This window comes from Amycolatopsis sp. cg5 (assembly GCF_041346955.1).
Lineage (GTDB): Bacteria > Actinomycetota > Actinomycetes > Mycobacteriales > Pseudonocardiaceae > Amycolatopsis.
This window is the reverse complement of record NZ_CP166849.1, coordinates 2,894,523-2,910,114: the sequence shown is the minus strand read 5'-3', so window position 1 is coordinate 2,910,114 and position 15,592 is coordinate 2,894,523. Positions and strand designations below refer to the sequence as shown.

Annotated in this window: 14 protein-coding genes and 1 pseudogene; 13 read left to right on the top strand and 2 right to left on the bottom strand. The window is 67.1% G+C overall.

Annotated features, from left to right (window positions below):
* The first annotated feature begins 45 nt into the window (after positions 1–45).
* Positions 46–546, top strand: a complete 501-nt coding sequence (locus tag AB5J62_RS13340; protein WP_370948521.1) for a DUF402 domain-containing protein — start codon at positions 46–48, stop codon at positions 544–546.
* On the opposite strand, the gene AB5J62_RS13335 is transcribed toward AB5J62_RS13340, so the two are convergent.
* Positions 527–1,099: a TetR/AcrR family transcriptional regulator C-terminal domain-containing protein gene (locus tag AB5J62_RS13335; protein WP_370948520.1), complete on the bottom strand. Its 573-nt coding sequence runs from the start codon at positions 1,097–1,099 to the stop codon at positions 527–529. The two genes, AB5J62_RS13340 and AB5J62_RS13335, sit on opposite strands and share 20 nt — an antisense overlap.
* Positions 1,100–1,158: 59 nt before the next feature.
* Here AB5J62_RS13335 and AB5J62_RS13330 point away from each other — a divergent pair, with 59 nt between their 5' ends.
* From AB5J62_RS13330 to AB5J62_RS13300, 7 genes are all read left to right on the top strand, one after another.
* Positions 1,159–2,583: an FAD-dependent monooxygenase gene (locus AB5J62_RS13330; RefSeq protein ID WP_370948519.1), complete on the top strand. Its 1,425-nt coding sequence runs from the start codon at positions 1,159–1,161 to the stop codon at positions 2,581–2,583.
* 879 nt (positions 2,584–3,462) lie between these two features.
* Positions 3,463–4,368, top strand: a complete 906-nt coding sequence (locus AB5J62_RS13325; protein WP_370948518.1) for an ABC transporter ATP-binding protein — start codon at positions 3,463–3,465, stop codon at positions 4,366–4,368.
* Positions 4,369–4,378: 10 nt separating this feature from the next.
* Complete coding sequence (locus AB5J62_RS13320; protein ID WP_370948517.1) at positions 4,379–5,122, top strand: ABC transporter permease; 744 nt, start codon at positions 4,379–4,381, stop codon at positions 5,120–5,122.
* Positions 5,113–6,570 (top strand): ArnT family glycosyltransferase, encoded by a 1,458-nt coding sequence (locus AB5J62_RS13315; RefSeq protein WP_370948516.1) that lies wholly within the window; start codon positions 5,113–5,115, stop codon positions 6,568–6,570. The genes AB5J62_RS13320 and AB5J62_RS13315 overlap by 10 nt, the downstream gene beginning before the upstream one ends.
* A 102-nt stretch (positions 6,571–6,672) precedes the next feature.
* Entirely contained in the window at positions 6,673–8,196 is a 1,524-nt protein-coding gene (locus AB5J62_RS13310; protein ID WP_370948515.1) for an ArnT family glycosyltransferase, read from the top strand.
* Positions 8,193–9,422 (top strand): sensor histidine kinase, encoded by a 1,230-nt coding sequence (locus AB5J62_RS13305; RefSeq protein WP_370948514.1) that lies wholly within the window; start codon positions 8,193–8,195, stop codon positions 9,420–9,422. The genes AB5J62_RS13310 and AB5J62_RS13305 overlap by 4 nt, the downstream gene beginning before the upstream one ends.
* A complete protein-coding gene (locus tag AB5J62_RS13300) occupies positions 9,419–10,045 on the top strand; it encodes a response regulator (protein ID WP_370948513.1) in 627 nt (208 codons plus the stop codon). The genes AB5J62_RS13305 and AB5J62_RS13300 overlap by 4 nt, the downstream gene beginning before the upstream one ends.
* Before the next feature lie 73 nt (positions 10,046–10,118).
* Here AB5J62_RS13300 and coaE read toward each other — a convergent pair.
* Positions 10,119–11,033, bottom strand: a pseudogene (gene coaE / locus AB5J62_RS13295) (dephospho-CoA kinase); the annotation flags it as partial.
* Positions 11,034–11,200: 167 nt separating this feature from the next.
* Between coaE and AB5J62_RS13290 the strand changes: the two are divergent.
* From AB5J62_RS13290 to AB5J62_RS13270, 5 genes are all read left to right on the top strand, one after another.
* Positions 11,201–11,413, top strand: coding sequence for a hypothetical protein (locus tag AB5J62_RS13290; RefSeq protein ID WP_370948512.1), 213 nt, complete (start codon positions 11,201–11,203; stop codon positions 11,411–11,413).
* Between the two features lie 112 nt (positions 11,414–11,525).
* Positions 11,526–12,152 carry a TetR/AcrR family transcriptional regulator gene (locus tag AB5J62_RS13285; protein ID WP_370948511.1) on the top strand — a complete coding sequence of 209 codons (627 nt, stop codon included), beginning with the start codon at positions 11,526–11,528 and terminating at the stop codon, positions 12,150–12,152.
* Positions 12,153–12,428: 276 nt separating this feature from the next.
* On the top strand, positions 12,429–12,974 hold the full coding sequence (locus AB5J62_RS13280) for a hypothetical protein (protein ID WP_370948510.1): 546 nt from the start codon (positions 12,429–12,431) through the stop codon (positions 12,972–12,974).
* A gap of 47 nt (positions 12,975–13,021) precedes the next feature.
* Positions 13,022–14,254: an IS256 family transposase gene (locus AB5J62_RS13275; protein ID WP_370950159.1), complete on the top strand. Its 1,233-nt coding sequence runs from the start codon at positions 13,022–13,024 to the stop codon at positions 14,252–14,254.
* 45 nt (positions 14,255–14,299) lie between these two features.
* Positions 14,300–15,469: an IS4 family transposase gene (locus tag AB5J62_RS13270; protein WP_370948509.1), complete on the top strand. Its 1,170-nt coding sequence runs from the start codon at positions 14,300–14,302 to the stop codon at positions 15,467–15,469.
* The last annotated feature ends 123 nt before the right edge of the window (positions 15,470–15,592 follow it).

The following is a 15,592-nucleotide window of genomic DNA, read 5'->3' as shown; positions in this document are numbered from 1 at the left end:
CCGTGTCAGCGCCGGAAAAGGTCACGTTCGTAGCAAAATGAGCGCATGCATCCGCCGAAGCTCGAGACCTTCGACATCGCCGCCGCGACCAACGTCGATCCGAAGGGGATAGTCCGCGAGGTCGAGCAGTACCGGCTGACCGAGTCCGGTTTGTACATGGCCAGGCCGGTGCCGGGGCGTCCGCAGTTCCACTACCTGGAATCGTGGATCCTGCCCGGACTGTCGTTGCGGGTCAACGACTTCTGGTTCAACCCCGGCCACGAGCGCGACCAGGACTTCTACCTCGACGTGGTGACCGTGGCGGTCGACGGCGACGTCTGGCAGGTCAAGGACCTCTACATCGACCTGGTGCTGAAGGAGAAGCAGCGGCTCGACGTCATCGACACCGACGAGCTGATCGCCGCCTCGAAGCTCGGCCTGATCACCGACGGCGAAGCGGAGCACGCGCTCAGGACGACCTACGCCGCCGTCGATGGCCTGGCCGCCAACGGTTACGAGCTGGGCCGCTGGCTGTCCACTATGGAACTCAGCTGGCGCCGTCACTGAGGAATGACCTGATCCCGGTGAGCAGGATGCCGAGCCCGTCCTCGAACCGCGCGTCCGTGTCCATCGGCGGATAGCGCTCGTCTCGTTCACCGGGCATCGGGTACATCGCCTGCTCCTCGATCGTGAACCCGATGACATAGCTGTACAGCGTGAACAGCGCTCGCTCCGCTTTGCCCGCGTCGAAACCGGCTTCGACGAACTGCTGGACCGGCGTCGCGTTCGGCAGCTGCTCCTCGGTGAAGAACGTGCCGGAGAAGACCTTCGCGCCGTCGCGGTAGTCGAGCATCATCTGACGCAGCACATAGGACCGGGTGCGCAGGAACTCCTCCCAGTCCCCGTTCTCCATCCGCACCGGCCGGTCCGCGGTGTAGTCGCGGTACATCTGGGTGGCCATCTCGTCGAGCAGTTCCTGCTTGTTCTTCATGTGCCAGTAGAGCGCGGGCGCCTTGACGCCCAGCTCCTGGCCGATCAGGCGCAGGGTGAGGCCGTTCAGGCCCACCTCGTTCAGCAACTTCAGTCCGGCCCTGGCCAGATCCTGCCTCGTCAAACCCATGCTTGACACCTTAACACCATTAAGTGCATCATCGAATTTAACAACGTTAAGGAGCAGTCATGGGCACGGATGTGATCGTGGCGGGCGCCGGCCCCGCAGGCTTGATGCTGGCGACCGAACTGACGCTGGCAGGCGTCGAAGTAGTGGTGGTGGACCGCGCGCCGGAGCGGAGCGGGCAGTCACGCGCGTTGAACCTGCAACCCCGCACGGTGGAGGCCTTCGCGCTGCGCGGCCTGCTCGAGCCGGTGCTCGACAGTGCGCAGGCCAAGGTGCGGGACGGCCATTTCTTCGGGCAGACACTCAGTTACACCGAACTGGACACCGACCACCCGTATCAGCTGGTCATCCCGCAGGCCGAAACCGAGCTGATCCTCGAAGCGCGGCTCGCCGAGCTGGGCGTGAAGGTGCGCTTCGGCCAGGAGCTCACCGCGCTCAACCAGGACGAGGACGGCGTGTCGGTCACCGTGAACGGCGAGGTCATCCGCGGCCGGTACCTGGTCGGCTGCGATGGCGGCCGCAGCACGGTCCGCAAGCTGGCGGGCATCGGCTTCCCCGGCACCGACGGGCACGGCTGGGGCGTCGTCGCCGACGTCGTGCTCGCCACCGGCGAGCCGGGCGTCCGCGCGGACTGGAGCTCGATGCGCGATGTCCTGCCCAAGCGCACTGAAGGCGAAAAGGGCTTCGGCGGCATGATCCCGCTGGGCAAACCGGGGCTGTACCGGCTCGTCTTCGGCGACCTCACCAGCCCGCTCCCCGACCGCACCGCGCCGATCACCGACGAGGAGTTCAAGGCGGGCCTGCGCCGGTTCTACGGCTCGCTCGAGGTTGCGGAGGTCCGCTGGAGATCCCGGTTCACCGACGCCGCCCGGCAGGCCGAGCGCTATCGGGCAGGCCGGGTCCTGCTGGCCGGAGACGCCGCGCACATCCATTTCCCGGTCGGCGGCCAAGGCCTGAACCTCGGCATCCAGGACGCGATGAACCTCGGCTGGAAGCTCGCGGCCGACCTCAAGGGCCACGGCCCGGTCGGCCTACTCGACACCTACGAGTCCGAGCGGCACCCGATCGCCGCCCGCGTCCTCGAAACCACCCGGACCCACAGCCTCCTCGCCCAACCCGAAAACACGGGCGCGCGCACCCTCTTCGCGAACCTGGCCGTGTTGCCCGACACCAACCACTACCTGGCGAACATGGTGTCCGGTTTGGACATCCGCTACCCGATGACCGGGCCACCCCACCACCTGCTCGGCACCCGCTTCCGCGGCCTGTGTCTCCCTGCGGGACAAGGACTCCTGCTCAGCGACGACCCCCGCAACCGCGACCTGGCCCGGCACTGGGAACCCCGGCTGACCGTGGCCCCCGACATCTCAACGCTCCCCTCCGCCTACGGCCCCGGAGTCCTCGTCCGCCCCGACGGCTACATCTGCTGGGTAGAGGGACCCGAGCCCCTGAAGCACGCCCTCCACACCTGGTTCGGCGCCCCCTAACCCCGCCCGCCCGCCCGGGGTCGTGAGTGATGCGGACGGTTATTGGGCGGAAAGTCAAACATGGCGTGGTCGACGCTTCCACGATGTGGCATTTGGGCCATCTGACGGCTCAAACACCGCATCGTCAGCCCGCTTCCCGCCGGGCGAAGGGCCGTTGTGCGGGGTTTTCGGCCGCTCAGTGGCCGAAAACCCCGCACAACCCACCAGTACACACCGACTGATGACGTGAACGCCTCGTTCGCAACGCACAACGTCGCGAACGAGGCGTTCACGTCATCCGGAACGACCTACTCAGCCCAAGAATATGGCCAAACAAGCCTAAAGCGGACAAAAGGCCAGGCTGGACCTCTCCGTGGACCCACTTGCGCGGCGGAAGCCGGCTACCGGCGCGGCCACCTTTGCCTTTCCCCTCAATAGAACCGTCGGCAACACTCACGACCCCCGGCAGGCCTAGCCGGACCTCCCGAGCACCGAGCGCCGGAGTAAAGCGGGCTTTATCCCGGCCGACCGGCATGCAGGTGAAGGGCTCGCCCGCACGCCGACTCGTCAGGCACGCGTGCCGACCGCCCAGGTACGCGTGTCGTCTGGCCAGGTACGCGTGTCGTCCGGCTAGGTACGCGTGTCGTCCGGCTAGGTACGCGTGTCGTCCGGCTAGGTACGCGTGTCGTCCATCCAAGTACGCGTGCCGACCATCCAGGTACGCGTGGCGTCTGGGTGGGTGTGGGGGCGTGGGTGGAGGGGATGTGGTGGAGGCGTGGGTCAACCGATCGGTTGATACGAGGCGACGGGTGGTGGAGGGCGAATCTGGCTGGGGAGGCGATACGGGAGGTGGGTGGTTCGCGCGAAAGTTGGGGCGTGCGAAGGAAAGCGGGTCCTGGGGTGCCGATCATCGAGGTGCGGGGACTGCACAAGCGTTATGGGGACAAGGTCGCTGTCGAGGATGTGTCGTTCAGCGTTGAGAGAGGGGAGATCTTTGGGATTCTCGGGCCGAACGGGGCCGGGAAGACGACCACCGTCGAGTGTGTCGAGGGGTTGCGGAAGCCGGACCGGGGCGTGATTTCCGTGCTGGGGCTGGATCCTCAGCAGGACAAAGCCGAATTGCGGCAACGGGTCGGGGTTCAGCTTCAAGAAGGGCAACTGCCCGATCGGCTGCGGGTGTTCGAAGCGCTTGAGTTGTACGCGTCGTTCTATCGGGAGCCCGCCGACTTGGAGAAGCTGCTCTCCACGCTCGGGTTGGCCGAGAAACGGGACACCGCCTACAAAAAGCTGTCCGGTGGGCAGAAGCAACGGCTCTCCATCGCGCTGGCGTTGGTGGGGAGTCCGCAGATCGCGGTGCTGGATGAGCTGACCACCGGGCTCGATCCGCAGGCGCGGCGGGACACCTGGGATCTCATCGAGGCCGTGCGGGATACCGGGGTGACGATTCTGCTTGTCACGCACTTCATGGAAGAGGCGGAACGGCTCTGCGACCGGCTGGCCGTGATCGATGGTGGGCGGGTTGTCGCTGTTGACACCCCCGGTGGGCTGGTGGCAGGGGTCAATGATGAGCAGCGGATCCGGTTCCGGCCGTCGCGGGAGGTTTCGGAGGAGTTGTTCGCCGCGCTGCCGGAGGTTCGGAAGGTGGAGCGGCAGGGTGGCGTGCTTGTCGTCACCGGGAGCGGGAATGTTCTGCATGCCGTGACGTCCGTGCTCGCCCGGCATCAGGTGATCGCTGGGGAGTTGCGGGTTGAGCACGCGAATCTCGATGACGCCTTCGTGGCGCTCACCGGCCGGAAACTGGACTAGGGGGAAACAGATGTCCGCGCTTGCGAAATTGACCGCGACCGAGGCGAAACTGCTGTTGCGGGACCCGGGTGGGCCGATCAGCATTCTCGGGATTCCGCTGGGGTTGCTCGTCGTTTTCGGGATCATGCCGGGGAACGACACGCCCAGCGCCGAATATGGGGGAAGCTCCGCGCTTGCGGCGGTGATCGCGCCGATGGCCGTCGCGCTGCTGCTGGGGATGCTGGGGTTGATGTTCCTGCCGATGGCGATGGCGACGCATCGGGAAAAAGGCGTGCTCAAAAGGCTTTCCGCCAGCCCAGTCGCGCCGAGCCGGCTGCTGGCCGCTCAGCTGCTGGTCACCTTGGCTGCCGCGGTCGCGGTGATCGTGATCGTGCTGGGGGTCGGACGGTTCGCGTTGGGGCTGGCGATGCCGCTGAATCCGGGTAGCGCGCTGCTCAGCGTCTTGCTCGGGAGCGCGTCGCTGTTCTCGATCGGGCTCGTGGTGGCCGCGGTCGTGCCGACCGGGCGGGCCGGGGCGGGCATCGGGTATGCCACGTTCTTTCCGATGCTCGCGCTCGGCGGAGTGTGGGTGCCCAAGGATCAGCTGCCCGGCGCGCTGCAGACCGTGGCCGACATCCTGCCGCTCGGTGCGACGCTGACGTCGCTGCGCGATGCCTGGACCGGGCATGCGCTGCACGTGCTTCCCCTCGTCTCGATGGTCGTGGTCACCGTGGTGTGCACCGCGCTCGCGGCTCGGTTCTTCCGATGGGAGTGACGCTGGAGCACGCGGACGCCAAGCTCGCCACCGCGCCGGTGTTCGCGATCGCCGGTGCCATGGGGGCGCTGCTGCTCGCCGTGTCCGGGCGCTATGGGTTCTTCGGGGATGAGCTCTACTTCCTGGCCGCCGGTCGGCATCTGGCTTGGGGGTATGCCGACCAGCCGCCGCTGCTTCCGTTGCTCGCGCGACTGCTGGACACCGGTTCGCCGGTCGTGCTGCGGCTGCCCGCGACGCTGGCCACGGCGGCCGGGGTGGTGTTCGCCGCGCTCATCGCCCGTGAGCTGGGCGGCGGGCGGAAGGCGCAGGTGCTGACCGCGGGCGCGTTCGCCGTCTGCACGCAACTGCTCGGCACCGGGCACTACCTGGCCACGTCGACCATCGACCCGTTCCTGTGGACGGTCATCCTCTGGCTGATCGTGCGCTGGATCCGGACGCGGGACGACAACCTGTTGCTGTGGGTGGGCGGTGTCACCGGGCTCGCGCTGAACACGAAGTTCCTCATCGGCGCGTTCTGGGTGATCGCGGTCGTCGCACTACTGGCCATCGGGCCTCGGGATCTGCTCAAGCGACCGAAACTGTGGGCAGGCGCCGGAATCGCGGCGGTCATGGTCGCGCCGACGTTGATCTGGCAGGCGGCCAACGGCTGGCCGCAGCTCGAAATGGGTCAGGCGATCTCCGCGGAGGTCGCCAGCATCTGGGGCGGCAGGCTGCTTTACCTGCCGTCGGCGCTCCTGCTCGCCGGGCTTCCGGTGGGCGCGTTGTTGGTGGGCTACGGCCTGTGGCGGTTGCTGCGCTCGGACCGGTGGCACGCCTACCGTTTCCTCGGCTGGACGACCGTGGGACTCATCCTGCTGTTCTTCGCGGTCAACGGGCGTCCGTACTACATCACCGGGATGTTGCCGCTGTGCTGGGCGGTCGCGGCGGTGGAACTCGAAAGCGGCCGTGCCTCGCGGTGGTGGCGCTGGCTCGCGACCTGGCCGGTCTACCTGCTGAGCCTGCTGGTCCTGCTGCCCGGCGCGTTGCCGATCTGGCCGCAGAGCTGGCTGGCGGACCAGGACCTGCCGAGGCCGGTATTCTCCTCGGCCGAAATCGGCTGGCCGGAGTTCACGGACTCGGTCGCGGCGACGTACCGGACACTGCCGCCCGGCACCGCGATCGTCACCCGGTTCTACTGGAACTCCGCAGCGCTCGACCACTACGGCGGCGGCAGGCTGCCCGAGCCGTCGAGTGGCAGCCGCGGGTACTGGACGCTCACCAGCCCGCCGGACACGGCCGACGCCGTGCTCTACATCGGGGAGCCGCAGGAGGTGCTCAAGCAGTACTTCGCCGAGGTCAGGCCGCTGGGCCGGACGGGCGGCGCGCAGGATGAGCCGATGTGGCTCGCCACTGGCAGGACGAGGCCGTGGTCCGAGGTCTGGCCCGCGTTCCGTAATCTAGGGCTCTGACTGTGTCGGCCGCCACAGCGGGTAAACGCACCCGGCCGTGGTATGAGCCGCGCCCGTAGGGTGCAGGGGGACGTCCTCGACCACGTACAGCTGGGAGTTTGCATGACCGCCGCCACCGCGGCCGCCGAAACCGAGGAGACCGAGACCGCCGAGTTCGCCAGGCGGCCGGTGTTCCTCATGGCAGCCGCGACAGGACTGGTCCTACTCCTGGTCTCCGGCCGCTATGGCTACTTCGGGGACGAGCTGTACTTCTGGGCCGCGGGGAAACACCTCGACTGGGGTTACGCCGACCAGCCCCCGGTGCTGCCGCTGCTGGCGGCGTTGATGGACGCGATCGCACCGGGGTCGCTGGTCGTGTTCCGGCTGCCCGCCGTGCTGGCGGTCGCGGCCACCGTGGTGTTCACCGCGCTGATCGCGCGGGAAATGGGCGGCAAGCGCAAGGCGCAGCTGCTCGCGGGTGGCGCGGCCGCGATCTGCGGGCAGTTCGTCGGCAGCGGTCACTACCTGGCCACCTCGACGATCGACCCGTTCCTGTGGACGGTCATCCTCTGGCTGATCGTCCGCTGGATCCGGACCCGCGACGACAACCTGCTGATCTGGCTCGGGGTCGCCACCGCGGTGACGCTGAACGTCAAGTTCCTGATCGCCGGGTTCTGGGTGGTCGCGGGCGTCGCGGTGGTCGTGTTCGGGCCGCGCGAGATCTTCGCCAGGCCGAAGCTGTGGATCGGCGGCGCGATCGCGGCGGTGTCGATCCTGCCGACGCTGCTGTGGCAGTCGGCGAACGACTGGCCTCAGCTCGGCATGAGCGAGGCGATCTCCAAGGAGGTCAACGGCGGCTGGGGCGGCCGCGCCGGGTTCGTACCCGGCGCGCTGACCGGCGCCGGCCTCGCGATCGGCGCGTTCCTGGTGGTGTTCGGGCTCGCGACGCTGCTGTTCACCCGTGAGCAGCGGGCGTACCGGTTCCTCGGCTGGACGGTCGTCGGCCTGACGATCGTGTTCATCGTGGCCAACGGCCGCTACTACTACATCTCCGGCATGTACCCGATCTGCTGGGCGGCCGCCGCGGTGTACATCGGCAAGCACCGCCCGGCGCTGTGGTGGCGCTGGATCCCGACGTGGCCGGTGTTCGTGCTTTCGGCGTTGTACACGCTGCCGTACGTCGTGCCACTGCAGCCGATCCACTGGATCGCGGAGAACAAGAGCACCCTGCGCCCCGCGTACTCGCACGAGGAGATCGGCTGGCCGCAGATGGCCGACTCGGTTTCCCAGGCGTACCAGAGCCTGCCGCCGGACCTGCGCGCGCACACGTCCATCGTGACCACCGGTTACTGGCAGGCGGGTGCGCTCAACCGGTACGGCCCCGACCGCGGGCTGCCGCCGGCGTACAGCGCGAGCCGCGGTTTCTGGTACTTCGGACAGCCGCCGGAGACGGCGACCAACGTGCTCTTCGTCGGCTACGAGCCGCAGCGGCTGGCCGCGCACTTCAAGGGCGCGAACATCGTGCTGCGGATCAACAACCACCTGGGCGTCAAGAACTCCAGCCAGAACATGCCGGTGTGGCTGCTCAACGACCGCACCCAGCCGTGGTCGGTGATCTGGCCGCTGGTCAAGGACTTGAAGGCTTGATCAACGACGTGTGGCCGCCCGCGCGCGTGACCCATGTGTGGTGGCCTTGGCGCACCAACATCGACCAGCTGCTGCCCTACATCCTGCTGGTCATCGCGACGGCGGTCAGTCTCACCCGCCCGCACACCTGGCCGGGGCTGCCGGCCACCCTCGCGCTCATCGCGGGCACCGTGCTCTGGCTGGCACTGACCGTCACCTGGCCGCCGAAACGTCTGCGCGACAACGGTTTCTTCATCGCGGCGGCCTACGTGGGCACCCTGGTGCTGGCGACGGCGCTGATCACTCGCGAGGCGCTGTTCCTCATCTTCATGATCAGCGGGTTCTTCCAGGCGCTCCGGCTGCGCCCGCTGCCGGTGGCCGTGTCGGGCATCTTCGCGACCTCGTTCCTCATCAACACGATGCCCGCGGGCGGGCCCGTGGTCGCGCTCACGAACGAACCGGCGCTGTGGATCCCGATCATCCTGATCCAGACGGCCGCGGTCAGCGTCGGCACGCTCATCTCGGCCAAGATCTCCAAGCAGAACGAGCAACTGCGCCAGACGAACGACGAGCTGGAAGCCGCGCAGGAAGAGAACGCGGGCCTGCACCGGCAGCTGCTGAGCCAGGCACGCGAAGCCGGGGTGCTCGACGAACGCCAGCGGCTCAGCGAGGAAATCCACGACACGCTCGCGCAGGGGTTCACCGGGATCATCACCCAGCTCGAAGCCGCCAGGCAGGCACGCGACAACTCGGCGGAATGGCAGCGTCACCTCGACAACGCGACCGCGCTCGCCAGGGAGAACCTCGCCGAAGCCCGGCGGACGGTGCACGCGCTGCGGCCGCAGCAGCTCAACGAAGCCACGCTTCCCGAGGCGCTCGGCCAGGTGTCGGCCCAGTGGTCCGAGCGGACCTCGGTCCCGGCTCAGTTCACCATCACCGGCACCGCGCGGCCGCTGCATCCGGAGATCGAGGCGACCCTGCTGCGGATCACGCAGGAAGCGCTCACGAACGTCGCGAAGCACGCGAACGCCGGGCGCGTCGGCGTCACACTGTCCTATATGGAGGATCAGGTGACGCTCGACGTGCGTGACGACGGCGTCGGCTTCGCCGAGGTGGCCTGGGGCTACGGCTTGACCGGGATGCGGCAACGCGCACAGCGGCTTTCGGGGACACTGGACGTCGAGTCCGAACCAGGGGGCGGCACCGCCGTGTCCGCGACCGTGCCCGCGATCTCAGGAGCGTCGTGACCATCACCATCCTGATCACCGACGATCACCCGATCGTCCGCGACGGCCTGCGCGGCATCTTCACCGGCGAGCCGGACTTCGAGGTGGTGGGCGAGGCCGCGAACGGCCAGGAGGCCGTGACGCTGGCCGAAAGCCTGCGCCCCGACGTGGTGCTGATGGACCTGCGCATGCCGGGCCACGACGGCGTGTCGGCCATCCGCGAGCTGACCAAGCGCAAGAACCCGGCCCGGATACTGGTGCTGACCACCTACGACACCGACTCCGACGTACTGCCCGCGATCGAGGCGGGCGCGACCGGTTACCTGCTCAAGGACTCACCGCGCGAGGAGCTCTTCCGCGGGGTCCGGGCGGCCGCGCGCGGCGAGGCGGTGCTCTCCCCCGCCGTCGCCAGCCGGATCATGGGTCAGATGCGCGCACCCGCGCAGGAACCCTTGAGCCAGCGCGAGATCGAGGTGCTGGCGCTGATCGCGCGCGGCTCGACGAACAAGGAAGCGGCCAAGAAGCTGTTCATCAGCGAGGCCACGGTAAAGACCCACCTGCTGCACGCCTACGCCAAGCTCGGCGTCAAGGACCGCGCGGCGGCCGTGGCGACGGCCTTCGAGCGCGGCCTCCTGCGGGGATAAAGCCCGCTAAACTCCCGGGGATAAAGCGGGCTTTATCTCGCGGAGTAAAGCCCGCTTTATCCCGGTCCTAGGGGGTTTTGAGCTGGATGCGGATGGGGCGGGCTGGGTCGGCGCTGAGGTGGGTGTCGTTCTCGACGTGGGGGAAACCGGCGTCCGCAAACGCTTTCGTCAGCCATTCGTCCATAGTGGACAGGGTCAGTTCGAGGTCGAGTACGTCCGTGGCCTGGCTTCCGGGTATCGAGGTCGGGCCGATGTGCTCGGCCTTCAGGAGCTTGTCACCCGCGACCAGCTTCAATCGGGCGATCGCGCGGGCGGCCTGGGCGGGCCAGGTTTCGTCGTAGGGCACGGTTTTCGGGGAGTCGGCCTCGCGCGCGCGGTGCAGGCGCAGGTTGGCTTCGAACGGGACCAGCCGGTCGGCCCAGAGCGCGTCGACCTCGGCGAGCACGATGTCGGGCGCGCCGCCGTTGTCCAGCCAGACGTCGGCCGCCGCGCGGCGCTGCTCCGGCGTCGCCTGCGCGGCGATGCGGGCGCGCGCGTCGGACTCCGGCATGCCCCGCGACTCGACCAGCCGCCGCACGCGGGTCTCGACCGGCGCGTCGACCACGATGACCAGGTGATAGTTCGGCGCGAACCCGTTCTCGACGAGCAGCGGGATGTCGTGCACGACGATCGCGTCCGGCGCCGCGCCCGCCATCAGCTCGGCCGTGCGCGCGCCGACACGCGGGTGCACGATCGCGTTAAGCCGTTTGCGTGACTCGTCGTCGGCGAACGCCTTCGCCGCCAGCGCCGGCCGGTTGAGGCTGCCATCCGCCGAAAGCACCTCTTCACCGAACGCCGCGACGATCTCCGCGAGCCCTTCGGTGCCGGGTTCGACCACCTCACGGGCCAGTTTGTCGGAGTCGATGAGCACCGCCCCGTGCTCGGCCAGCCGACCGGCGACCGTCGATTTACCTGCACCGATCCCGCCGGTGAGTCCCACGCGCAGCATGCGTCAGACCCTAATGCACGGCCGCCGCTGCACAGCGGTCGCCGTTAAGCAAGATCATCGATCGGCGTGACAGAACTGATATGGGTGACACGCCGGTCGCGTTCCACGCTTGGATACTCGCTTTGCGTACGGTGCGAAGCGGAGTGGTCGCCCACACGGAGGAATGGATGGCATCCAGTAAGCACGTCGGGAGGCACCGGCTGGGCACGCCGGGGCTGGTGCACTGTGTCGCGCATCGTGCGGTTTCACTGGCGCTGGAGGAGTATCGGCGCACCTGGTTCAGCGCCATGATGGTGCCTGCCAAGCACAGCCTCGCCGGGCTGCGCCGCAAGGCTCGCGAAGCCGCGCTCGAGCGCATCTGGATCCCCGCCACCACGTGACCGCGGTGTCGCCTGTGGACAGTCAGGGTGAACCTGGCAGGACAAACGCGTTCCCTTAACGGCCGCAATATCGTATCTTCTGTCGCAACAACGCCTAAGGGGGATGCGGCAGATGGCGACCCGACATGGCACAGCGAGACCGTCCCAGCAGGTCCACCGCGAAAAATTCCTCGACGCGGCGCTGAAGCTGCTCGTCGAAAACGGCGTTGCCGGACTGACCGTCCGCGCGGTCGCCGAGCTCGCGGGCTCCACCACCATCGCCGTCTACACCAGGTTCGGTGGCCGGGCCGGCGTGCTCGACGCCCTGTACGAGCGGGTGTTCGAGCTGCTGTCCGAAGCACTCGACGCCATTCCGCCGCCGACGGACGACCCGCGCGAGGACCTGATGAGCTGCGCGCTGGCGTATCGGGACTTCGGGTTGGAGAGCCCGGCACGCTACGCGTTCATGTTCGAACGCCCGGTGCCGGATTTCGACCCCGACCCGGCACTGCGCGTGACCGTGCTGCGTGACTCGTTCAGTGTCCTTCTCCACCGCGTCGCCCGCGCCTGCCCGCCCGGCGCCGACGCCGTGCGCCTCGCGTATCTGCTGTGGACGACCATGCACGGCCTGGTCAGTGTCGAACTCGTCCAGCAGCTGCGCGGCCCGCTGCCCGGCTGGTTCCTGCAGCCGACGCCCGAAGCCAACGAGCCCGTCTACCGCGAGGGCATCCTCGCGATGATGAACGGCCTCGGCCTGTAAGACCACGAAAAACGGCCCCGGTCCACAAAGGACCGGAGGCGAGGGGCACCTCCGGTGCGTAGGCTCGGCCATGGTTGAGGGTCGTGTCCCGCTCCCCGCCCCGCGGCGGTGATGGGCGCGGCCGAACCACACAAAGGCCACCCTTGTAACGCTGAGCCTGGATCCACCGGTGTTGTTGGTGTGTTGATCGTGTCGTAGACGCGCAGATGCCCTCTGACTTGGGATGATTGTTCTTGCGACGGAACAAAGTCCACTAAGAGAGAGGGCATCTGCTGGATGCGATCATCTCATAGCGCCGCCCGGACCGATGTGAGGTTCGACGAGCAGAGTCTCGTGTCGTGCGCCGGGATCGTGCCGCTGATGAGGCTGGCGGAGAACATCAGCCTGGGCAAGCTCATCGAAGACCGTGTTGACCTGGGGATCCCGGTCGGGGCGAACAGTGACGCGAAAGCCCTCTCGATCGTGGCCGGGATGGTGATCGGCGCGGATTCGATCGACGATCTCGACGTGATCCGTCACGGCGCGATGCGCCGGTTGTTCGACCGGGTGCGGGCGCCCTCGACGTGCGGGTCGTGGTTGCGGGGGTTCACCGGCGGTCATGCCCGCCAGCTCACCTCGGTCGCCGCCGAAGCGCTGGTGCGGCTCTCGGAGCAGGCACCGTTGCTGCCCGGTGCGGGGCAGTTGGCGTTCATCGACATCGATGCCAAGAGCACCGAGGTCTACGGGCACGACAAGGACGGGGGCGTGTCACGCCAACTGTGTAGGTCGGGGGTGTACCAAGATCGACCGGCCTGGTGGGCGGTCGGAAGGGACACCGAGTGACGCAGAACACATCGCCTCGTCGCAGTGACGAGGCGGCGGCGCGGCAGCTGGCGGAGACGTTCTCGCCGGAGACGATCGACGCGCTGCTGAAGGACGCCAAAGCGGCCGGAACGCCGATCGACGGCGTCAACGGCTTGCTGAATCAAATGACCAAAGCGGTCCTCGAGCGGGCGCTGCAGGCCGAGATGACCGACCATTTAGGCTATGACGCCGGCGACCCCTCCGGTCGCGGTTCCGGCAATTCCCGAAATGGGAAGTCGACCAAGACGGTGTCGACGATGAACGGTCCGGTCGATATCGAGGTTCCGCGTGACCGGAACGGGTCTTTTGAACCCGCGATCGTGCCGAAGCGATCTCGTCGGATCGGCAACATCGACGACATGATCCTGTCACTGTACTCCCGGGGCATGACCACCCGCGACATCGAAGCGCATTTGCTGGAAGTTTATGGCGTGAATGCCTCCCGGGAATTGATATCGAACGTGACCGATGTCGTGGTCGACGAGATCAAAGCGTGGCAATCACGTCCGCTCGACGAGGTGTATCCGATCCTGTATGTGGATGGAATCCGGATCCGCGTCAAAGACAACGGCGTGGTGACCACCAAAGTCGCCTACCTGGCCATCGGTGTCGACGTGGACGGCCGCAAGCACGCTCTCGGCTGCTGGATCCAGGACACCGAGGCCGCGAAGTTCTGGCAGAAGGTCGTCACCGACCTGCGCAACCGTGGCGTCAAAGACATCCTCATCGCCTGCTGCGACGGCCTGACCGGTCTTCCCGACGCGATCAAAGTGATCTTTCCTGACACGGTCGTGCAGACCTGCGTGGTCCACGTCATCCGCAACGCCTCGAAATTCGTGTCCTACAACGACCGCAAAAAGATCGCCACATCGATGCGCGAGATCTACTGCGCCCCCACCGTCGAAGGCGCCGAACTCGCCCTGGCCGAATTCGACAAGAAATGGGGGCAACAATATCCAGGAGCCATCGACGTGTGGCATAACGCCTGGAATGACCTCATCCCGTTCCTTGACTACCCGCCGGAACTCCGCAAAATCGTCTACACCACCAATGCTATCGAATCCATCAACTTCCAACTCCGCAAAATCACCAAGAACCGCGGACACTTCCCCGACAAAGACGCAGCCATGAAACTTCTCTACCTCGGACTCCGCAACATCTCCAGTCAACGCGGCGGAACATCCGGAACGGGAACACACGGCTGGAAAGTCGCACTCAACACCCTAGCCCGCCTCTTCCCAGGAAGGCTCCCTTTCTGATAACCTGAAAAACGTAAGTAATCACCTCTGACTTACACAGAAATCGTGACAGGCTCCGACACGATGACCTCGGGACTGGACATCGCGGTCCGGTCGCCGGGTGCCGCGGCGCTGCGGGCAGCGCGTGCCCGCCTCGGGGTGGCGCCGCTGCGAGCGTTGTGGGACTGGGCCTGCGGCCCGGTCGCCACCCGCGCCGACGCTCGGGCCTGGTACCGGGGCTGGCGGCTGCTCGCCTGGGACGGCACCACTCTGGACGTGCCCGACACCGAGGACAACGCCCGCCTGTTCGGGCTCGCGGGCGGGAAAGCCGGCCCGTCCGGCTACCGCAAACTTCAGCTGCTGGGCCTGGTGGAATGCGGCACCCGCGCGTTCCTCGGCGCTGTGTTCTCCAGCACCGCGAACGGGGAAACCACCCTCGCCACACGGTTGCTGGACAAACTCACCCCCGGCGTCCTGCTGCTGGGCGACCGCAACTTCTACACATGGCCGCTCTGGCACGCCGCGGCCACGACCGGAGCGGACCTGTTGTGGCGCGCCACATCCAACGCCAACCTGCCTAGCGACCAGACATGCCCCGACGGCTCCTACCTGTCCCGGTTCCCGAACCGCAAGCATTACCGCCACCAGCCGGACCCACGGCCGGTGCGCGTGATCACCGCGATGATCACCATCACCACCGCCGACGGCAACACCCGCCACGAGCACTACCAGCTGATCACCACCATCCTCGACCACCACGCCGCACCCGCCGCGGACCTGATCGACCTCTACCTGCGCCGCTGGGACATCGAACGCGCCTTCTACTCCTGGAAAGTGCTGCAAAAAGGCCCCGGACGGGTCCTGCGCTCACGCACCCACACCGGGATCGAGCAAGAGGTCTACGCCTACCTGACCACCTACCAACTGCTACGGCGCTTCGCCCAGGACAGCGCCGACACCGCCGACGTCGACATCAACCGCGTGTCCTTCACCCTCGCGCTGACCACCATCACCGACAGCATCATCAGCCACCGCGGAGCCACCCCCGACCACCGCCACACACACGCTACACACCGAGCAACCCGCAGACTCAACCCACAACACCACAGGTCACGGCAATGCCCCCGAGCACGGAAACGACCCACCTCACCATTCCCATCCAAACGCCCGGGAACACCACCATCACAAAAAGTCACCTACACAACCACCGTCTTGACACCACACCCCACGCCCTAACTACCCGGCATTGGGTTCTAACCGGTCTAAACACTCACGACCCCCACGACGCTCACGACCTCCAGGGCCTCAGCGACAGAAAACGGCCCCGAGTCCGATTGGACTCGGGGCCGTTTCGCTAGC

Bases quoted from the DNA above. Each gene is read 5' to 3' on its own strand.
- AB5J62_RS13315 (WP_370948516.1), top strand. From the start codon at position 5,113: ATGGGAGTGACGCTGGAGCACGCGGACGCCAAGCTCGCCACCGCGCCG.
- AB5J62_RS13320 (WP_370948517.1), top strand. From the start codon at position 4,379: ATGTCCGCGCTTGCGAAATTGACCGCGACCGAGGCGAAACTGCTGTTG.
- AB5J62_RS13280 (WP_370948510.1), top strand. From the start codon at position 12,429: ATGCGATCATCTCATAGCGCCGCCCGGACCGATGTGAGGTTCGACGAG.
- AB5J62_RS13335 (WP_370948520.1), bottom strand. From the start codon at position 1,099: ATGGGTTTGACGAGGCAGGATCTGGCCAGGGCCGGACTGAAGTTGCTG.
- AB5J62_RS13290 (WP_370948512.1), top strand. From the start codon at position 11,201: ATGGCATCCAGTAAGCACGTCGGGAGGCACCGGCTGGGCACGCCGGGG.
- AB5J62_RS13285 (WP_370948511.1), top strand. From the start codon at position 11,526: ATGGCGACCCGACATGGCACAGCGAGACCGTCCCAGCAGGTCCACCGC.
- AB5J62_RS13330 (WP_370948519.1), top strand. From the start codon at position 1,159: ATGGGCACGGATGTGATCGTGGCGGGCGCCGGCCCCGCAGGCTTGATG.
- AB5J62_RS13340 (WP_370948521.1), top strand. From the start codon at position 46: ATGCATCCGCCGAAGCTCGAGACCTTCGACATCGCCGCCGCGACCAAC.
- AB5J62_RS13310 (WP_370948515.1), top strand. From the start codon at position 6,673: ATGACCGCCGCCACCGCGGCCGCCGAAACCGAGGAGACCGAGACCGCC.